Consider the following 19,185-nt stretch of genomic DNA (forward strand, 5'->3'; position numbering starts at 1 on the left):
TGAGCTTGTCGAAGCATCTCTACCGCTTCGTTGAATTAATTACTTGCGCGGTAGAGATGCTTCGACAAGCTCAGCATGACGTTCTGGTAAGTTTTGAACGACTTTCTAATCAGCTTCCATGTAAGCAAAAAAGTCAGCGAGCAGGTAGCATGCTACCCACTCGCTGACTTTTTGCTTTTGCCGGCCTAGACTGGCGGAGCGGCTGATTATTTCTCAATAATCAGCTTGCCGCTGGCTCCGTACGCGCGCTGACTACCCTGGGCAGTAACCCGGTAGAAGTAAACCCCAGCGGGCAAGGCCGTACCGTCCAGTTGCAGCGTGCGACTGGGGCCGGCTTCCAGGCGCTGGTCCGGAATGCTCAGCACCTGCAAGCCGCTGGCGTTGTACACTGCCACCTGTACGGTGGCGGCTTCGGGCAAATCGAAAGTCACCGCTGCCAGGGCGCGGCTGGGGTTCGGGAATGCCCCCCGCAGCACAAATTCGCTGCGCTGGCTGGCGCTGGCCCTGCTGGTGTTGCTGGCACTGCTGCCGGCAGTCTGGCTGGCGTTGGCCGTCGTGCGCAGGGCATTGCCGCAAGTGCCGGCTACGGAGTAAGCCACAGTTTCATCAATCACCTGGGCGTTGGCCGACGCGCTGTACGGTACCGATACGCGGTAGACCATTTGGCTGGTATTGCCGCTCGGGTCGGTGCCCTCCAGGTGCACCGTGTACACGCGGCCATTGCCGTAGCCCTGCCTTTCCGCCCGTACCTGCACCGATTGGCAATCCTTACTGATGAGGATGTCGGCAGACGTGTTGCCACTGTCTTGACCTAACTCCGACTCGTTGCTGGTTACCTGTACGATTCTGACCGCTACCGGCCCGCAATTATCCACGGCCGACGTGACCATCGTAGTGACGGCGAAGCTGTGATAAGCGTGATTAGGCGTCCGGAGAGAAGCTGGCGCCGCCGCCGTTAGTACTGGCGACTCCTGGTCGGCAACGGTGATGAGCTGCTCCAAGGTGGCGGTGTTGCCAGCCGCGTCAGTAGCCGTCCAGGTCAAGCGGGTTGAGCCGGTGGGGTAAGCCGCTTGCAGACCCAATCCGTCGCTGCGGACGCCCACGATGCTGGCTTGCGTGCAGTTGTCAGTCACGGTGGGAGCCGCGATGTTCAGGACTGCGCCACAGGTATTGGCGTCGGTGGGGGCCGTAATGGCCGCCACGGCCTGAATAACGGGCGCTTCCGCGTCGGGGGTTACCGCGAGGGTAGCCGCAGCGGAGGTGGCCGACGTGCCGGCCGCATCCTGGGCCACGGCGACCACCTCGTAGGGGCCGGGCTGGGCGGGCGTAAACGTGGCACTCCAACCCGTGGGGCCGTTGGCGGCATTCAGGGTCTGACTGCCATTGACGACGAACCGAACCGCCGCTACGTTGGCAGCAAAGCCGGCCGGCGCGGCGCGGAGCGCAATCGGGGCGCAGGCCGGGTACGTGGTGCCGGACATCAGGCCCAGCAGCTGCACCTCGCCCACCGACGGGGCCGCCACGATTTGCAAGCCGCTGATGCCGGCCCGGAACGTGTTGAAGGAAGCAATTTCCAGCACCAGCGTGGAGTCGCGCAGGTTCTCGAACAGCACGTAGTTGCTGCCGTTTTTGGCTACGCCCTGCTCCGTGGCCGTGGAGCGGGTGTGCAGGCCGTCCCAGCGCTCGTCGCTGTCGCGCAGGAAGAAGGTGGAGCTGCCAACCTTGTAGGATACCACGTCGTTGTCGGTATCCCTGTTGCCCCAATACACGAGGAGGCTGTAGCCGCCGCGGGTAAACAAGGCGGGCAGGTTGCGCACGGTCACGGATTTGGCATCGCCGCTGAAGTTGGCAATGTAGCCGCGCATCATCTTGTTGTCGGCGGTGGTGGCGGGGTCGAAGGACGAATAGTTGGCGGGCAGGTCGTTGCTGATTGCGGCCGAAGTTGCCACGCCCGCCGCGTTGACGAGCCCGGTAATGGTGGCGTTGCTGTCCGAGTTGTTCCAGTTGGCGGCCGGTACGGCCCCCGCCACGTCGGCGGGAACCAGGTCTGAGCCGGTACCCCGGAAACTAACGCTGATAACGCCTTCCAGCCGGTCGGCCCTCACCCGCAGGTTCACGGGGGCCGATTTGCCCGAAGTACTGTCGGAATACGCCACGGAGGTGATGTTGTAGCTGCGCGCCTGCGGGATGGTCCACAGGAGGCTCCAGCCGTCGCTGCCATCGGTGTCCTCCCCAATCAGCTGGTCGTCATCGTAGTAGAACGCCATTCGCCGCACGGGGGCCGGGTCGAAGTTGTTGGCCGTGGCGCGCAGCGTCACGGTATCGCGCACCGTGTAGACTCCGCCAGGGGCCGGGTACACCACGGATGAGCTGGCGCGGTTGCTGCGCACGATCTGGATGCCGTTGATGCCGATGCGGCCGGCGGTGGTGCCCAGATACGAGGTCACCTTGAGCGTGAACGAGGTGCCCGTGACGCCTTCCAGCAGCACGTAGCTGGCGCCGGCCTGGGCCTCGGCCTGGGTGCGGGCCGTGGAGCGGCGGTGTACCCCGCTCCAAGTGGCCGAATTGTCGCGCAGGAAGTAGGTGTCCCCGTTGATTTCCAGGCCCATGACCACGTTGCTGCTGTTGTTGTTGCTGCCGTACACGTACACGTCGTAGGCCCCGAAGTTGGCCGGTAGATTATCAACCGTAATGGTGCGGGTGCCGGAGCTGAAGTTGGCCACGTAGCCCTGCATGAGCTTCAGGTCTCCGCTGGTGGCCGCGTCGCTGGATTTGTAGGCCGAAGGCAGGGTGTTGCTGATCTGGGCGCCGGTGTTGTTGCCGCGGGCGTCCACCATGAACGAGCTGGTGTTGAAGTCCGAGTTGTTCCAGTTGGCGGCCGGTACCTGACCCGCCACGTCCGTAAGAGTCAGCTCCGCGCCCAGGCCCTTGAAGGAAACGCTGATCACGTCGCCCGCCTGGCCCAGCACGTTCAGCTGCACCGGGAACGAGGCCACGGCCAGCCCGGTGGCCGTGGTGGCTACCGCCGACACCGGGTAGATGCCCGCCGGCACGGCCGTCCAGGCTACCTGCCAGCCGTCGGAGCCGTCGGTATCCGTCCCGATCAGGGTGGCGCCGTTGGCGTAGAACGATACGGACGCCACGGCAGGACCGAAATCGGTGGTGCTGGCCGTGAGGGCAATATCGTCCTGATCCTGGTAAATCGCGCCGTCGGCAGGGCTGGTAATGGCCACAGTGCCCAGCTGCGGGCTCAGGTTGGAGCGCACGATCTGGATGCCGCTCACGCCCCCGCGGAAGGTACCGTAGGCGCGCACGTCCAGCTTAACGGTAGCGCCCGTCTGACCCCTAAACACCACGAAGCTGCCGCCGTTAACAGCCGTTTCCGCCGAAGGGGCGTTGGACAGGGTGTGCGTGCCATCCCAGCGGTTGGTGTTGTCGCGCAGCCAGAAGCTGCGCCCGTTCAGGGAGTAGCGCACGTAGTCGTTGTCGCCATCCTGGTTGCCCCAGTACACGTACACGTCGTAGAGGGAATCGGCGAAGATGGGGGGCAAATTGGAGACGGTGATGGAGCGGGTGGTGCCGTCGAAGCTGGCAATGTAGCCCTGCATCATCTTCCGGTCCCCACTGGTAGTGGGGTCGGCGGAGCGGTAGTTGCTCGGCAGGGTATTGGTTACCTTGGCCCCGGTATTGCTGCCCTCCTCGTCGAGCAGGTCGCTGGTGCTGGCTACGTTGGCCGAGTTGTTCCAGTTAGCGCGGGGCAATACCCCGGCCACGTCGGTCGGATTTAGTACCTGGCCCGAACCCTGGAAATTAATGCTGAGCACTTTGCCCGTGGTGTTGGCCACCGCGCTGATGACGGGCCCGTAGGCCCCGCGCGTCGCGCCGCCGTTGTCTTTGGCCAGCACCGACAGCTCAAAGCGGCCGGGGGGCAAATTGGTCCAGGTGAAGCTCCAACCATCGCTGCCATCCGTGTCGCTGCCAATGAGCTGGTCGCCGCTGTGGTAAAACGCGACTTCCGTCACGTTGCCGCCCACGTCGCCGGCCTCGGCAGTAATCGTCACGCTGCTGCCCGCCTCGTAGGTAGTGCCGGTGGCCGGGGCCATGAGCTGCACGCTGGGCGCGGGGTTGCTCAGGTCGGGCGTTTTCGGCCAGCTCTTGTACATGTTGTAGAAGGGCAAGCTAGCCGTGTAGGTCGGACCATTGCGCACTAAGCTCGGGTACAGCCCTTCGCTGGTGGATTCCAGGTGGCGGTAGAACATGAAGGCCTCCAGGGTCGGCTTAGTGGCGAAGTACTCGCGGGCCAGGGTAATAGCGTTGGCCAGGGAAGCATCCGAGGAGAAGCTGTTGTCCTTGTAGTTCCACTCCCCGATAAAGACGGGCTTGTTGCCATAGAGCGACAACACCTTATTGGTGAAATTTTTTAGCTCGGAGAAGCTCGTGGCGTAGGGGTGCAGGTTGGCGTAGTCGCAGTAGTCGAGGTAGCCGGCTGCGATGAGGCGCTCCGTGCTCTGGGTGCCGCCGAACGTGTCCTGGCCCAGGGTAAAGGAAGCCCCCACCACGGTTTCCCCGTTGGGCTTAAACGAGGCCCAGGCCGCCTTCAGCACCAGGTCCACGTACTCCTGCTCCGTGCCCTGCCAGTATTTGTCCAGGTTCACTTCGTTCATGATTTCCCAGGCGTCCACGGCCGCGTTGAGGCCGGGCTGGGTCTGCACCCAGTCGAAGTAGGCCTTGGCCTGGGCGTTGGAGGCGGGCATGATGCCGTTGTTGGCGCTGAGCACCACCATTACCTTAAAGCCCGCGTTTTTGAAGGCTACGGCCTGGGTGAAGGCAAACGAGGTGTTCCTGGTCGGGTCCGCCCAATCTATTACGTCGGCAAACAGGCGCACCCAGCCCGCGCCCACATCCCGGAGGCTGGCAATGGACTTGGCCGGGTCGCTGTCGCGGCCCACGTGCACCCCGTAGAAAGTGTTCAGGGCCGCGTCGGTGGGGGCCGGGGGCGTAGCCGTAGTCACGGCCACGTTGGCCCGCGCCGACTCGTTGCCGGCCGCGTCGCGGGCACTCACCTCGAAGGTGTAGGCAGTGCCGGGCGTGAGGCCGGCGGCCTGGTACGGCGACTGGGGCACATCGGCCAGGAAGGTTCCGTTGCGAAATACCCGGTAGCCGGTCACGCCCACGTTGTCGGTAGCGGCACTCCAAGTAAGGGTGGTGGCGTCGGTGGTCGGGGCGGTGGCTTGCAGGTTGGTGGGCACCGTGGGCGCCTGCGTGTCGGCGGCGGTAGCGGTGGTGGCAGCCGTAATGGTGCTCAGGGCCGACTCGTTACCGGCGAAGTCCACGGCCCGCACGCCCAAGGTGTAGGTAGTGGCCGGACTCAGCCCCGTAAACTGATAGGGCGAGTTGGCAACGCTGGTCACCAGGGCGTTGTCCAGAAACAATTTATAGCCGGCAACCCCAATGTTGTCGGTAGCGGAAGCCCAGGCCAGGCGGATGGCGCTGCCGGTAATGTCGCTGGTGGCGAGCTGCTGCGGAGACGTGGGCGCTTCCGTGTCGGTTCCGCCGCTGCCCCCCGCGAAACTCGTGACGCGGAAGTTATCAAGGGCCACTTTGCCCTGGGCGCTGGGCGCTATTCTCAGGTACAGCTCGCTGAGCGTCTGGCCCGCGTTGGTCACGGCCGAAGCGGTAATCAGGCGGGCATTGTCCACCCACAAGTCAAACTGGTCGTTGCCTACCGACTGAGTCGAGCCGTCCGGGGCTACATAAGAGGCTACGGCCCCGGAGTTGTTCAGAAAATAGCTGAGCCGCCGGGTGCCGGTGAAGGATTGTCCCCCCACCGTGAAGCCCCCCGCGCTGTCGAGCCGGATGCCGTTGCGCAGGTAAAAAACGCTGGAAGCCGGGTTGGTCACGCTATTGGCGAAGCCGTTGCCGACGCCAACCGTGAGGCCGCTGCTGGTGGTTTTGGTCACCCCGCTTACCGTCACGTCCACCTGATAAGCCAGCGTTTGGGGCGGGCCGGGAAAGTCCACGTTGCGGGTAATCACCCCATAGGCGGTGGAGGTAGTGGTTTTCTCGATGGTGAGGGCCCCGTTCTGGATGCTGCGCACCACGTCGGCCCCAATGTAGGCGTTCAGGTAAGTGAACTGCCCGGTAGTTGGCGCGGTGCTGTTCACGTAGCTTCCGGTGCTGGTGCTGGACTCGAAGTTTTGCTCAAATAGTGCCTGGGCCCGCGCCGGTGCAGGCCCCGCAAAGACCAGCGCCAGCACCAACCAGCGCCAGACAGAAAATAGTGGTGGGAATTTTTTCATGGGGTAAAGATTTAAATCATGTAAATGACTCGGGTGATATTGAGCAGGAAGCCGTTGGCCTGCCCCCGGCGGCAGGGGGCGGGGCACCGGCGATGGCCAGTCGGGCGGGCTCGTGGCAAAGCCGGGAGCCCGCCAATTTTAGGGTCGTGGCGTCAGGACCCTATCCGTCTTGTGGATGATTCCATTAGCCCCCCGGATGTCAGCGGTTATGATGGTGGCGCTGTTATCGAGCCTAATCACGCCGTTCTGCACACTGGTGTTGATGTACTTATTGGGCACGCTGGTCAGGCTCAGCGCGGTAGGGGTCGGAAACTCGGCGGCGGTGAAAGCCTTCGGAATAAAAGTGTAGGTAATGGCCACACGCAGGGTAAGTTGTTTCTGGGTCTGGGTGGTGAGCTGGGCAGTGGTCAGCCCAGCCACGGGGAGGGTAATGTCCTTAATGCCATTTACTTGCAGCGCCCGGCGGAAGTAGTCGTTGAAAGCCGCGTTGTTGGGGGCCAGCACCGTAAAAGGTCCCGGCGAGGTCAGAAAAGACCTGAGCCGCAAGGAATCCAGCACTTCCGTGTAAATGCTCAGGTCCTGGTCGGCGGCCAATAGCGCGGTCAGGTTTTCGCCGGGTGCCAGCTGTATCTCCGGCTCGTCCTCCTGGCAGGCCGATAGCCCCAGGAAGCCCACCGAAATCACCAACAGGTAGCCGGTAATTTTCTGGATGATGGAATTATTCATTTTTTGCGGAGTATGGTTCAAAAAATTACCAGCAACAGCCTCCCTATTGGGTGTTCTGGGGCAACAGATTGGAATTCAGCAGTAGCTCGCCGTTGGCTATGGGCAGCAGTGACCGCTGAGTCAGGTTGCGGCGCAAGGGGAAGTAGGGCGTGCCCGTTGGGCTGGTAACGGCGAGGGCTTCTGTTACCCGGTTGGCGCGTACCAGGTCGTACCAGCGGTGGCCCTCAAAAGCCAGCTCCACCAGCCGCTCCTGGCTAATGGCTTGGCGCACGGCTTCCTGGGTGCGGGCCGCAGTGCCCGGCAGCCCGGCGCGGGTTCTGATTTGATTAACCAGCGTAATGGCGTCCGTCGTGCGGTTCAGCTCGTTCAGGGCCTCGGCGCGCAGCAGAATAATGTCGGCGAGGCGCAGCACGATGAAATTGTCGTTGCCGCTGCGCTGGTTGCCAACTACCTGGCCCGTGTACTTGCGCACGTAGGGAAAAGTGATGTTGGCGGGGGTGTTGAAGTTATCGGGGTTCTGGCCAGGCAGGCCCAGCGTGGCGGTGCGGCGCAGGTCGTTGGCTTCGAAGGCATCCACGAGCCGGGTCGAGGGGGCTAAGCGGCCCGAGCCGGCGACGGGCTGCACGTTAATATTGGGCAGTAGCGTTTGGGTCAGGTTGCTCAGCGTGTTCACCGTATTGAATACGTCAATCTCAAAGATGGACTCGGTGGCAAACTGGTCGTTGAACAAGGTGCCGTAGTTGGCCCCCGTCACCAGGCTGTAATTGGTTCGGATGCGGGGCTGATTCAGCAAAGAGTCGGAGAAGGCGGCGGCGTTGGCGTAGTCCCTTTTCCACATGTACACGTGGGTGAGCAGGGCGTACACCGTGCCCTTGGCGGCGCGGCGCCGCGAGGTGGCGTTGTAGCTAGCGTTCAGGCGGCTTTTCGCATCGTTGAGGTCCGTGATTACCTGCTCGATTACCTGCGCGGCGGGGGTCTTAACGGGTTTAAAATCCTGATCCAGACCTACGTAGGGCTCCAGCAGCAGGGGCACGTCGCCCCAGTTGCGGGTGAGCAGAAAGTACTGCCAGGCCCGCAGAAACAGTGCCTCGCCCACGAGCTGGTTTTTCTTCAGCTCCGTCACCCGCGGGTCCTGAATGCCCGGAATCCGCGCAATGACGAGGTTTGCCCGGTTGATGCCGGAGTACAGGCCCGACCAGTTGGCGAAGCCGTTAGTGGGCGAGATGTTGTTTTCCGTAAACTCCACGAACTGGGGCTGGGCCCCGTTGCCCCGCAGCGTGTTGTCGCTGCGGGCGTCGCCCCACATCACTAGGTTGTTGGGGTAACTCAGAATGCTGCTGTAAGCGGCGGCAATGGCCGCGTTGGCGTCTTCGTCGGTCTGGTAAAAATTTTCGGGCACAATCTCACTTTCCGGCGACAGGTCGGTGACCTCGCAGCCCCCGATAACAAAGGCGACGAGTAGCGCCAGGAACTTAGGTATGTTTTTCATGTAAGTAGCCATTCAGATTAAAAGCCAAAGTTTACCCCCAGCATCACCGTCCGGGCCTGGGGGAAGGTGCCGTAGTCGATACCCGATTCTAGGGGGTTGCTCAGAAAGTTTACTTCCGGGTCCAGGCCTTTGTATTTGGTGAGCGTGAGCAGGTTTTGGGCCGTCGCGTACACGCGCAGGTTTTGGATGTAGGCCCGTTGCGAAATCGATTTTGGAATGCGGTAGCCGAGCGTCACGTTCTTCAGGCGCAGGTAGGAGCCGTCTTCCAGCCAGCGCGTGGAGGGCAGGGCGTTGCGCTGGTCCCCCTGCAAGGCCCGCGGCACGTCGGTGATGTCGCCGGGGTAGCGCCACCGCTCGCGCACTTCAGTGGTCGAGGCACTGTTGGTGAACATATTATTGAGCACCGCCCGGCTCTGGTTGAAAACATCGTTGCCGTAAGAGCCTTGCAGAAAAACGGACAGGTCGATGTTCTTGTAAGTGAACGTATTGGTGAGGCCGCCCACGAACTTGGGAACGGCGTTGCCAATCACCACCCGGTCGTCGTTGTTAATCACGCCGTCCTGGTTGATATCCTCGTAAATCGCGTCGCCGCCCTGGTATAATTGCCCCCTGTCGTCGCGCAGGCCGTTATCATTAGCCTGGTCGGTGGGGTACACCCCCAGCATTCGGAAGCCGTAAATAGAGCCGATGGACTCTCCCACCCGCGCAATGCCGAACGGCACCGACTGACCAAACGCATTGAGTCCGGAGGCCTGAATAATGTCCTCATTAAACTCGTTTAATTGTAGGATTTTATTCCGGTTGGAGGAGATATTGAAGTTGGTATTCCACGTGAAATCGCCTACCAGGTTTTGGGTGATGAGGGCCAATTCCGCGCCTTCGTTGCGAATTTGGCCCACGTTGCGGGTGGCACTGCCGTAGCCGGAGGTGCCGGGTAGGGGCACGGCGAGCAGCAGGTCATTGGTGGTTTTGCGATACACGTCGGCCAGCAGTACTACGCGCTCGTTGAAGAAGCCCAGGTCGAGGCCGGCGTTGTACTGCGTGGTCGATTCCCAGCTCAGGTTGGGGTCGCCGAGGGCGGAGGGCGCGATGCCGGCCAGGGTACCGTAGTTGTTACCGACGCGCAGCAAACCCAGCGCGGCAAAGTTGCCGATGTTCTGGTTGCCGGTCACCCCGGCACTGGCTCGCAGCTTCAGGTTGCTGAGTGCCGGCAGCCCCCGCATAAAAGCTTCCTGCGACACCCGCCAGCCAATGGAGGCCGATGGGAAAACCGCGTCCTTGTTATTATCGCCAAAGCGCGACGATACGTCCCGCCGCAGGTTCACCTGGAACAGGTAGCGGTCCAGCAGGCTGTAGTTGAGGCGGGCAAAGAGCGAAGACAAGCCCCAGGAGGTTTTAAACGTGGACCCGTTGGTGAGCTGGGCCGCCGCGTTCACGGTGGGCACGGTGTTGGTGGCCGCACCTTGCCCCCCGGTCTCAATAAACTCCCGCTGGGAAAGCTGCTGCTCATTGCCCAACAGCAGGGCCAAGTCGTGGGCCTCTCCGATTTTTTTGCGGTAAGAAAGGGTGTTGGTATTAATCCAAACCAAATCCTGGGTGAAGCGGGCGTAGGAGCGGCGCAAGCCGCCCTGGGCCGTGGTGGAGGGGTCGAAACGGTCATCCTTCACGCCAATGAAGTCGGCCCCGAAGCTGGAGCGCAATGTCAGGCCATTCAGGATATCAAATTCGCCGAAGACATTGCCTACCAAGCGGTTGCTTTTGTTGTCGAGGTACTGCTCACGGGCCGTGGCCACCGGGTTAGGGGCACCTTCCAGGTTAATGTTGTACGCGCCGCTGGGAGTGTATACCGGCAAAAACGACAAAGCCCGTAGGGCGTTTGAAAGAATGGCGCTTCCGGCGTCACCGCTCTCAATCCGGTCATTATCGGTACGACTGACCGTGAGGCTGTTGCCGAAGCGCAGCTTTTTAGAAATTTCATAGTCAAGATTCACCCGGCCGCTGAAACGCTTGAATCCCGACTCGATGATGACGCCGCGCTGATCGAAGTAGCCCAGACTGACGGCGTAGCGGGCCTTTTCGTTGCCCCCGCGAAACGACAAGTCGTAGTTGGAAATGGGCGCGGTGCGAAAAATCTCATCTTGCCAATTCACGTTCGTCACCTCACTTTCCGGGGTAAGCAGAAAGGAAGCAAGGCCCGCGCCTGCATTGAGGCGGGCTTCAATCAGCAATTGGCGTTGTTCCGAACCGGGCAGCATATTTAGTCGCCGCCAAGTTTGCTGAATACCGTAATAAGCATTGAAGTTGATGGTTGCGGTATTGGCTTTGCCCCGCTTGGTGGTGATGAGCACGACCCCATTGGCAGCCCGTGCTCCGTAGATGGCCGAGGCCGAGGCATCCTTGAGCACTTCTATGCTCTCAATGTCGCTGGGGTTGATGTCGGCCAGGGCGTTGGTGCCCCCGCGGTTGCTGCCATCGTCTCCGGCAAACCGGTTGCCCTCGCTGATGCCCGAATAGTTGCCGGTGTTCACGGGTACGCCATCGATGATGTATAGGGGCTCATTGCCGGCCGAGATGGAAGTAGTACCGCGCACCCGCACGCTGATGCCGCTGCCCGGCGCGCCCGAGTTCTGGGTGACCTGCACCCCCGCCGCCCGGCCCTGAATCAGGGCATCGACACTGGCCTGGGGCACGTTGGCAATATCTTCCCCCTTAATGGAGGCTACCGCACCCGTCACCGTGGCTCGGCTCTGGGTGCCGTACCCCACCACAACGACCTCGTTCAGCGCCTTCACGTCTTGCTCCAGGGCAATGTCCAGGCTGGTGCGGCCAGAGAGGGGCACTTCGCGGGTAGTGAAGCCAACAAAAGAAAACACCAGGGTGCCCGTGAGGTCGGGCAGGCGTAGGCTGTAACGGCCATCGGCGTCGGTGGAGGTTCCCACGGTGGTGCCTTTGAGCACCACCGTGACGCCGGGCAGTCCCTCGCCGTTGCCGGTCGTGACGCGCCCCGTAACCACTTCTTCCAAGGGCTTGGCCGGGGCCTGCTCCAAACGGGGCAAGGCCCCACCAATGGCGTTTTCGCCGCCCAAAGGGACGGCGGTGGTCGGGGAACCGGCCTTGACGGGCCTTGACGGGCCGTCGAGGCCGGCCGGCACGATGACGTACATGGAAGCCTCCACCTTGCGGTAAGTGAGCTGAGAGCCTTGCAGCAGCTGGAGCAGCACATTCTCCAAGGGGGCGCCCGCCAGCGGAGAAGTGACCGTTTTGCCTTCAAGCAGGGCATTATCGGCCACGATGTAGACCTTGTACCGGGTTTCCAGCTCGGCCAGCGCACTTTTCAGTGTCCTGACCGGCTGGGTGCCGGGAGTATCCTGGGCAGTGGAGTGGCGGCGCGGCGCGGCGGCCAGCAGCTGGGCCTGAGCGGGCTGACTTAGATGGGCGCAAGCCGTAATCAACGAGTAAAGGGTAAGGATTTTGCGCATGAGGCGGGGGTGGGTGGGAGTCAGAAGAAGGAGGTAAAATATGGGCAACGCAATGCCCTCAAGTCAATAATGACTTTTTAGATTATTGTTGGTAGTTTATTAATTCGCTCTACTTGTCTGTTCTCTCTGACAATATCACTCGGCCGTTGGCCCCCTTCACGACCCGTAGGCCGAAGGAGTTTTCCAAGGCCGCCAGCAGCAAGGAGGCCTTGCCACTGGGCACGGAGCCCCACAGCTGCTTGCTCAGCAAGGCCGGGTCGGCTACCGTCACTTCCACCCCGTAAGTGTCGTGCAGGATGGCTACTACTTCCGCCAGGGGCGTGGCGTCGAACACCATCTTGTTCTGGGTCCAGGCCGAGAATCGGGCCGACTCCACCCGCTGACGGCGGTAAGCGATGGGCTCCTTCTTAAATTCAACCAGCTCGCCGGGCAACATGGTTACTTGCCGGGCCTGGGCCGACTCGCCCAGGTTCAGGCGAATCCGGCCCGAGTTGAGCACTACCCGCGTCCGGTCTCGCCGACGCATCACGCTGAAGGAGGTGCCAAGCACTTCCACGCTGCAATTTTCGGCGGTATGCACAATGAATTTCTGGTGGTTTTTCGTGTGAATCACCGAGAAAAAAGCCTCTCCCTCCAGCCATATTTCGCGGGCGGCCGTGCTGTTCCAGTGGCGGCCGTAACGGATTTGAGAGTTTCCGTTCAGCTTGACCACCGATTGGTCGGGCAAAATGATGGTGGCCACTTGCCCGTAGGCGGTGTGCTCAGTCACCTGTGAGTGATACTGCAGCAGGTAGGCAAAACCGGCCAGCAGTAGGATGCTCGTAACTATCGCCGACAAACGCAGTCGGGCGCTACGCAGCATGGGCCTGCGCCCCCCTGTCAGCACTGGTTTGGCTGGCACCGCCGTGGTGCGCGCCCGGATGCCCGCGTACATGCGCTCGGAAAGTTCGCCGCTTACTTCCGGGTAAAATTGCAACTGGTCCCAGGCTTCATCTAAAAGCTGCTGCATCTCGGCATCGCCATCGGGCTGCTGCAAATACCGCATGACCTGCGCCAGTTCCTCCTCGGAACAGCTGTCCGCCAGGAACTTGATGAGCATCGCTTTCTTAGCGTTCTTTTCCAAAGCTTTTTGGGGTTGTCTATTCCTAATACAAGCGAAGTCCGGCGTATAATTACTCGGGGCAAAATTATTTTTGTTGATGCTGGCCTACCAGCTGCCGCCAGGCTCCCAAGGGCCACAGTTTTAAGGCCCGGGGCTTATTTATTTCTCAACAAAACTTCCCGCTTGACTCCGCGAATGCGCAATACCGGAGAAAAAATTTGGGCATTCAAGCAACCCTTACTTAATAATCTGCTATAATTGGGGCCACAAAGTAGGTCCGCTCGGGCAACTATAGGGAGGTCAGCAATGAGGTGCCCTCACCTGCCAGCCAGTGCCAGCCACAAGCCCCCAGGCTTCCGCAGCCGGGGTTGCGCCCCGCCGAGCGAACTCGCCCCCCCGGTGTCCGCCTCGCTTTGGTAGCGGCGCAACGGCAATTTCTGATAAATCAAGCCAGCTTTCAGCTGGCTTCGCAGATAGATAAACCACAAAAACCACTCGCCGGTACCTGCCGACCCAATGCGCTGACCGGCGCTTGCTAGTCGGCTGAACTGCTCATGGACCGGGGGCGAATCAGGCTAGGCTGCCAATGGCTTCAGCTGCTTCTTCGTAACAGCAGCCAGTTGGCTGTGGGGCTCACCTTTACCACTACTTTTCTTATGACGCCTGCTTTCCGTCTGCGCCGGGGTGCGCTTATTCTGGTTGTACTGCTTTTTTTTCGTGCCAGCTACGGTTTTGCCCAGCAGCCCTTAGCTGCCGAAACTCGCTTGGGGTGGTGGCAGGACGCCAAGTTTGGCATGTTTCTGCACTGGGGCCTGTATTCGGTGGCCGGCGGCGACTGGAAGGGCAAGCGCTACAAAGGCAATGAGCACTTTATGCTCTACGAGCGAATTCCGCTCAAGGAGTACGCTACCCTGGCCGCCGGTCTCAATCCGGTGCGTTACGACGCCGAGCAGTGGGTGAGGGCGGCCAAAGACGCGGGCATGAAGTACATCGTCATCACGGCCAAGCACCACGAGGGCTTCGCAATGTTTAACTCGCCCAGCAACGACTACAACATTGTCAAGCGCACGCCCTACGGCCAGGACCCCATGGTGCCGCTGGCCGCGGCCTGCCGCAAACACGGCCTGAAGCTGTGCTTTTACTACTCCCTGGGCCGGGACTGGGAAGACCCCGACGTGCCCACCAACTGGCCTGTGAAAGCGGGTCGCAGCAACAGCTGGGACTATCCCAACGAAGACGCCAAAGACCTGGCCCGCTACATCGAGCGCAAAGTGAAGCCTCAGCTCCGGGAGCTGCTCACCCAGTACGGTCCGGTGGGCGTCATCTGGTTCGATACCCCGGAGCTGATTACGGCCGCGCAGAGCCGGGAGCTGCGCGAGTTCGTGCTCAGCCTCCAGCCCAATTGCCTCATCAACAGCCGCGTGGGCAACGGGCTCGGCGACTTCGAGGTGTCGGAGCAGAAGCTGGTGGCCGAAGTGGCCGCCAAACCCTGGGAATCAAGCATAACCATGAGCAAGGGCTGGGGCTACAACCGCCACGACACGGCGTACAAATCGCCGGAGCTGCTGGTGCGCAACCTGGTTCAGGTGGTGAGCAAAGGGGGCAATTTTCTGCTGAACATCGGCCCAACCAGCGCCGGCGAGTTGCCGGCCCCCAGCCTTCAGAACCTGGCGGCCGTGGGCCGCTGGATGCGCCGCAACCAGGAGGCCATCTACGGCACCTCCCCCCTGGCCAGCGCAGACCAGCCGGAAGCTGTGGCCGAGAGCGCACCGCCGGCCGCCGCCAACACCATGAAAGACGCGCTGAACGACGTAACCTCCAAGGCCATAACGCCGGATTTTCGCTACACCACCAAAAACGGGAAAACCTACCTCTTCGCCCGCAGCTGGCCGCCCCCACTCATCACCGTGCCCGCCTACGCCGGCCGGCCCATCAGGCGCGTCCGCCTGCTGGGGGATGCCAAAAAGCTGAAGTGGAAGCTCGAAAACGGAAACCTGCTGCTCCCTATCCCCGCGGATTTTGCCGGTGAAATTCCCGTCTATGTATTTGAGCTGGAGCACCAGCGAGCCGGGCGCTGAAGGCGCGGGCGGCAGGCAATTTACAGCCAGGCGTGCAGCAGCAGGGCCACGGCCAGCACGTCGGGTTGTAGGGTGATGGTTGCGCGGATGTACTTCAGCGCCTTGACCAAATGAACGTTGACCGTGTGTTTGGAGATGCCCAGGGCGGAGGCAATCTCCTCATGGCTCATCTCCTCCTGCCGGCTCATCTGAAAAATCTGGTGCCGCTTGGGGGGAAGTTGAGCGATGGCCTGATGGGCCAGGGTCAGGTAGTCGGCGTACTCAATAGCAACCTCCGTCTGGTTGCTGGCCTCAGAAGTGCGCAACAGGGTTTGCTGGGCGTAGAGGGTCGCATGCGTTGTTTTCTTTTGGTGATTGAGCACCAAATGCTTCGCCAAAGTATAGAGGTAAGCATTAATTGAAAGCTCCGGATTGAGGGTTTCCTTTTTCTCCCAAATCTTCACGAACACATCCTGCACCATTTCCTCTGCCGTCTCCTCCGATTTCGTAAACTTCAGGCAATACCAGTAAAGCTTGCTTTTATAGAGGTCATATAAGGTGCGAAACGCAGCCTCATCCGCTTTACGCAAACGATTAACTAACTCGGTCAAAAGTTCGTCAGAGTAAGCCATTTTGGGTGGGATGGGCGGAATGGGTGGGGAGGGTGAATTAGGGCTTCTAAGATACCTATTTTTCAGATCATTAACAAATCCTTATGATTTTTATACGTCTTGTGCCAGTTGGCGCTGCCTGGTCGGAGGGTAGTGTGGAATTTGACTGAAGGAACCGTGGAATTGCTTTCAACTATAAGGCGTCATTCCAGGCTCCAAACAATGCTGTCCTCCAGCGTTTTGCCTTTTATCCTGCTGCGCAGTCGTACTTGGTTGACTCCCGGCTGCAAAGTCACTTGGTCCCAGCGCACGATGCGCATAGGCGAGGGCTTCTGCCTGCCTAGCGATTTGCCGTTGAGGAAAAGCTCGACTTCCGACAGATTAGTGTAGGCTTTCACGCTGGTGAGGGGTTGAGTGCGCCTTGTATGGCGGCGGTCGGCCAGGTAGAGCATGGGCGCGGGGTTCCAGTTCGCCTTGTAGAAATAGAAGGCGTCCTTTTTCACCTGCCGGTCGTAGGTCACCACGCCTTTGTCGTTGATACCCAGTGTGTCGCCTTCCCGGCGAATGGCCGAACCAAAATCGGCCAGCACCCAGATGAACTTGCCCCACAGGAACGGCCGGGCGCTCATCTGCTGCCAGTTGCCCTCGTGGTAAGCGGCCTGCCAGCCCTCGGGGTGAAAGCGCCCCCCCGGCACGGGTGCCCGCAGCGTCCCGGTGTGCTGCCGGATGCTGGCTCCGGCCCCGTACTCGCTCACGGCGATGCCCTTGGTGGGCAGCTGGCGGTGCTGCACGTCGGCCCACTGGCCCAGCTCGGCGGGCGTGCCCCCGTACCAGCCGTAGTATTTGTTCCAGGCAATCAGGTCGGTTACGCCATTCAGGGCCGCGTCGTCCTGGTGGCTGGCCGCCACGGTGGGCCGGGTGGGGTCTTCCTGCTTGGCCAGGGCCTGTAACGTTTGCAGGTAGGGCACGGGCGAGTCGTAGTCGAGCTTCAGCTCGTTAAATAACCCCCAAAAGCAGATAGCCGGGTGATTGTAGTTCTGCCGAATCAACTCGGTGAGCGCCTGCCGGCCGTGGGCTTCCAGGTCGGGATTCTGCACGTAGCCCGCGCTGGTGTAGCCACCGGGCCCAACCAGCGGAATCTCGGTCCAGAGCACCAGCCCGGCCTTGTCGCACAGCTCGTAGAAGTACTCGGGGTGCGGGTAGTGGGTGAGGCGCAATGCGGTAGCGCCCAATTCCCGCACCAACTCGATGTCCCGCTCCTGGTCGGCAGGAGCCAGGGCCGAGCCTTTGCCCAGCACGTCCTGGTGGTGGCAGGCCCCGCGCAAATCCAGGTACTTACCGTTCAGGAAAAAGCCCTTGTCCGGGTCGACGCGGTAAAAGCGCAACCCCAGGGGCTGGGTCACGGCGTCGGCAACGATGCCGGCCTGACGCAGCTCGGCCGTGACCTGATAGCGGTAGGGGTCGGCGGTGCCGTTCCAAAGGTGGGGTTTGGTTAGCGTAAAAATCTGCCGCACTTCCGGGGTGGCCCCCGCCGCGACGGGCGTGGTTTGCTCGGCCACTAATTTGCCCCCGGCGTCGCGCACGAGCGTGTGTAGGGTCCGTTCTCTCCCCAGCCCCGTGACTGACAGTTTGGTGCGCACCGTGAGGCGAGCTAGCTGCGGGGTCACTTCGGTTTGCTCCACGAACACGCCCGGCGCGGCGTAATCCAGCGGCGTGATGCAGTCGGGCTCGGTCACGAGTAAAGCGGCGGGCCGGTGCAGGCCCCCGTACACGTTGAAGTCGCCGGCCAGGGGCAGCACATCCAGGGTGGCGGCGTTGCTCACGCTCACGGTCAGCAGGTTATCCTGGCCGTACTGCACGCGGTCCGTAATTTCCAGGCAGAAGGCCGTGTAGCCGCCCCGGTGCTCGCCCACCCAGCGCTGATTCAGGAAGACATGGGCCACGGAATTGGCCCCCTCGAAGCGCAAAAACAGCCGCTTGCCCTGGTAAGCCGCCGGGATGGGGAGCTGCTTTTCGTAGTGAGCCAGCCCGCGGTAATAGGGCTGCCCGCTCATTACCTCGTCCGCGTTCCAGGTGTGAGGCAGGGTTACGGCCGTTTTGGGCGCGTCGCGGCGGGTGTCGTAGGCAAAATGGAATTGCCAGCCGTCGTTTATCGGAATAACCTGCCGGCCCTGGGCAAACCCCGGCAAGGTCTTGGCCAGACACCACCCCAGCAGCAGGCCCCGGCACGACAGAACTAGCTTCATACGAAGTCGGCGCGCATGGGATGGAAGGTGTCCAGCAACACGCCGGCTTCGAGGCATTCCACGGCATGTACTACGTTGGAGGGGGCATAGAATAAGTCGCCGGCCCGGAGTACGCGCGTCGCACCGGCCACCGTCACCCGGAAAGCACCGCTTTCTACGTAGCTCATCTGCACGTGTACGTGCTGGTGGGGAGGGCCAATGCTGCCCGTCTCAAACGCTACTTTTACCACCATCATCTGGGCGTCGTAGGTGAGTACCTTGCGGCGCACCCCCTCGCCCACGGGCGTCCAGGGGTCCTTGTCGTCGTAGCAGAAAAGCGGATTGTCGGGAGTTGGGGTGGTCAGCATGAGAGTTAGTGGAGTTGGTGAGGAGCCACGGCATCCATGTCGGTGTACTCGCGGTTTTCGCCGGCCATGCCCCAGATGAAGGCGTAGGCGGCGGTGCCGCAGCCCGAGTGAATTGACCAGGGCGGGGAAATAATGGCCTGCTCGTTGCTTACCCACAGCGGCCGGGTCGTCTGGGGCTCGCCCATCAGGTGTAGTACCCGCTGCTGGTCAGGCAAATTGAAGTAGAGGTAGGCCTCCATGCGCCGGTCGTGGAGGTGGGGAGGCATGGTGTTCCACACCGAGCCGGGCTTGAGCTGGGTCAGGCCCATCACCAGCTGGCAGCTCTGAATCCCCTCGCCGTAGATGTATTTGTAGATGGTGCGCTGGTTGGCCGTTTCCAAGGCCCCCATTTCCACCGGCGTGGCTTCGGCCTGGGTGCGCAGCGTGGTCGGGTGGGTGGCGTGGGCCGGGGCCGAGAGCAGGTAGTAGCGGGCCTCCTGGCCGCTGAACATAATGGTTTGCGCACCCCGGCCCACGTAGAGGCAGTCCTGGTTGCCCAGCTCGTAGCGGGTGCCGTCTACCGTGACCTGGCCCGCCCCGCCCACGTTGAGAATGCCCAGTTCGCGGCGCTCCAGGAAGTACGCGGCTTTCAGGTTCTCGGGGGTGGGCAGGGTCAGCGGCTGCCCCGCGGGCACCGCGCCGCCCACAATCAGACGGTCGTAGTGGGAATAGACTAGTTCAATCCGGCCGTCGACGAAGAGCTGCTCAACTAAAAAGTTCTCGCGGAGCTGGTCGGTGGTCATCGTGGCCGTTTCGCGGGGGCTGCTGGCGTGGCGTTGCTGCATTAGAC

10 protein-coding genes are annotated in these 19,185 nt (G+C 61.5%); 1 reads left to right on the top strand and 9 read right to left on the bottom strand.

The annotated features are described in order from the left end of the window. Window positions 1-206: 206 nt before the first annotated feature. The 5 genes from RMO51_RS08460 to RMO51_RS08480 form a co-directional block, all read right to left on the bottom strand. Window positions 207-6,299, bottom strand: coding sequence for an Ig-like domain-containing protein (locus tag RMO51_RS08460; protein WP_310393778.1), 6,093 nt, complete (start codon window positions 6,297-6,299; stop codon window positions 207-209). Between the two features lie 138 nt (window positions 6,300-6,437). Further along, window positions 6,438-7,025: a fasciclin domain-containing protein gene (locus RMO51_RS08465; protein ID WP_310393780.1), complete on the bottom strand. Its 588-nt coding sequence runs from the start codon at window positions 7,023-7,025 to the stop codon at window positions 6,438-6,440. A 43-nt stretch (window positions 7,026-7,068) separates the two neighbouring features. Beyond that, entirely contained in the window at window positions 7,069-8,514 is a 1,446-nt protein-coding gene (locus RMO51_RS08470; protein ID WP_310393782.1) for a RagB/SusD family nutrient uptake outer membrane protein, read from the bottom strand. Between the two features lie 17 nt (window positions 8,515-8,531). Then, entirely contained in the window at window positions 8,532-11,993 is a 3,462-nt protein-coding gene (locus RMO51_RS08475; RefSeq protein WP_310393784.1) for a TonB-dependent receptor, read from the bottom strand. A 109-nt stretch (window positions 11,994-12,102) separates the two neighbouring features. After that, a complete protein-coding gene (locus tag RMO51_RS08480) occupies window positions 12,103-13,116 on the bottom strand; it encodes a FecR domain-containing protein (protein WP_310393786.1) in 1,014 nt (337 codons plus the stop codon). Between the two features lie 635 nt (window positions 13,117-13,751). Between RMO51_RS08480 and RMO51_RS08485 the strand changes: the two genes are divergently transcribed. Further along, a complete protein-coding gene (locus RMO51_RS08485) occupies window positions 13,752-15,173 on the top strand; it encodes an alpha-L-fucosidase (protein ID WP_310393787.1) in 1,422 nt (473 codons plus the stop codon). 20 nt (window positions 15,174-15,193) lie between these two features. Here RMO51_RS08485 and RMO51_RS08490 read toward each other — a convergent pair whose 3' ends face one another. From RMO51_RS08490 to kduI, 4 genes are all read right to left on the bottom strand, one after another. Further along, on the bottom strand, window positions 15,194-15,784 hold the full coding sequence (locus RMO51_RS08490; protein ID WP_310393789.1) for an RNA polymerase sigma-70 factor: 591 nt from the start codon (window positions 15,782-15,784) through the stop codon (window positions 15,194-15,196). A gap of 182 nt (window positions 15,785-15,966) precedes the next feature. After that, window positions 15,967-18,009 carry a glycoside hydrolase family 2 TIM barrel-domain containing protein gene (locus RMO51_RS08495; RefSeq protein ID WP_310393790.1) on the bottom strand — a complete coding sequence of 681 codons (2,043 nt, stop codon included), beginning with the start codon at window positions 18,007-18,009 and terminating at the stop codon, window positions 15,967-15,969. Beyond that, entirely contained in the window at window positions 18,006-18,356 is a 351-nt protein-coding gene (locus RMO51_RS08500; protein WP_310393792.1) for a cupin domain-containing protein, read from the bottom strand. The genes RMO51_RS08495 and RMO51_RS08500 overlap by 4 nt, the downstream gene beginning before the upstream one ends. A 5-nt stretch (window positions 18,357-18,361) precedes the next feature. Beyond that, entirely contained in the window at window positions 18,362-19,180 is an 819-nt protein-coding gene (gene kduI, locus RMO51_RS08505; RefSeq protein ID WP_310393794.1) for a 5-dehydro-4-deoxy-D-glucuronate isomerase, read from the bottom strand. Between the last annotated feature and the right edge of the window lie 5 nt (window positions 19,181-19,185).

Source organism: Hymenobacter sp. (assembly GCF_031398885.1).
Lineage (GTDB): Bacteria > Bacteroidota > Bacteroidia > Cytophagales > Hymenobacteraceae > Hymenobacter.

Coding starts and splice junctions, on each gene's coding strand:
- RMO51_RS08495 (WP_310393790.1), bottom strand. CDS start 18,009: ATGAAGCTAGTTCTGTCGTGCCGGGGCCTGCTGCTGGGGTGGTGTCTG.
- RMO51_RS08490 (WP_310393789.1), bottom strand. CDS start 15,784: ATGGCTTACTCTGACGAACTTTTGACCGAGTTAGTTAATCGTTTGCGT.
- kduI (WP_310393794.1), bottom strand. CDS start 19,180: ATGCAGCAACGCCACGCCAGCAGCCCCCGCGAAACGGCCACGATGACC.
- RMO51_RS08460 (WP_310393778.1), bottom strand. CDS start 6,299: ATGAAAAAATTCCCACCACTATTTTCTGTCTGGCGCTGGTTGGTGCTG.
- RMO51_RS08475 (WP_310393784.1), bottom strand. CDS start 11,993: ATGCGCAAAATCCTTACCCTTTACTCGTTGATTACGGCTTGCGCCCAT.
- RMO51_RS08500 (WP_310393792.1), bottom strand. CDS start 18,356: ATGCTGACCACCCCAACTCCCGACAATCCGCTTTTCTGCTACGACGAC.
- RMO51_RS08485 (WP_310393787.1), top strand. CDS start 13,752: ATGACGCCTGCTTTCCGTCTGCGCCGGGGTGCGCTTATTCTGGTTGTA.
- RMO51_RS08465 (WP_310393780.1), bottom strand. CDS start 7,025: ATGAATAATTCCATCATCCAGAAAATTACCGGCTACCTGTTGGTGATT.
- RMO51_RS08470 (WP_310393782.1), bottom strand. CDS start 8,514: ATGAAAAACATACCTAAGTTCCTGGCGCTACTCGTCGCCTTTGTTATC.